This window comes from Polaromonas sp. P3_C2, assembly GCF_056402675.1.
Genome location: NZ_JBFUGX010001105.1, coordinates 1 through 838, shown reverse-complemented (window position 1 = coordinate 838; position 838 = coordinate 1). Strand labels below are relative to the sequence as shown.

Sequence of the window (838 nt, the reverse complement as noted above, 5' to 3'; positions counted from 1 at the left end):
GGCATTGAATGTCCCATATGACTTTTTTCCATTGTTCGAAGCCTCAACATTCGGTACATTAGAAGGTTTTGTTAGGTAGAAATAGTTACTTTTCGTGTGATTTCAGGGTCGAATCATCAGTGTCGTCCCGTTTTGATCATCTGCGTATGGTTTTTTGGGGAAGTGATTGTTTGGCCTTTTAAGTTTTTTGTCTGCAATGCCGTCGCGCCTGTCCGCCTGCCTGGCGGCCTTGCTGTTGGCCCACGCTGCAGCTGTTGCACAGGAAACGGCCGCCCCGCCTTCCCCCGTCGCGGCTGTTGCTGCACAAAACGTGCCGTCCGCGGGCTACGATGTGGTTGGCCAGGGGTTGGTGCTGCTCGACAGCACCGGCTCGCTGACCTTTGAGCAGGCCCACGGCCGCTTTGAAGCCGGTGAAGGCGAGCCGGCCAGGCCGGAACAGATCATGCCGACTGGCGACGGGCGTGCCTTGTGGTACCGGTTGACGCTGCCTGCGGTGAGCCAGCCCACACGGGTCATGCTCACGACACCGCATCCCAACATGGACAGCGTCTCGCTGTACCGCCCCTCGCAAGACCCTCTCGCAGCGGGGCAATGGCAAATCAGGCGCTCAGGTGATTCCATCCCCGTAGCCGAGTGGCCGGTGCGCCACCTGACACCGGCGTTCGAGATGCTGCTGCGCCCCGGTGAGACGCGGCCCACTTACCTTCGGGTCACCCACAACTATCCGATCAGCATGCACTGGGTTCTGTCCGACCCGGGCAGTTTTCACGAACAGTCCAAGCAATGGCACCTCCTGCTGGGGGTTTACATCGGCCTGGTGTTGCTGATGGCGTTGATG

1 protein-coding gene is annotated in these 838 nt (G+C 59.3%); it reads left to right on the top strand.

Annotated features, from left to right (window positions below):
- Window positions 1-196 precede the first annotated feature (196 nt).
- A partial coding sequence (locus tag AC1DWI_RS24925; protein WP_477726151.1) for a 7TMR-DISMED2 domain-containing protein occupies window positions 197-838 on the top strand: 642 nt, incomplete at its 3' end.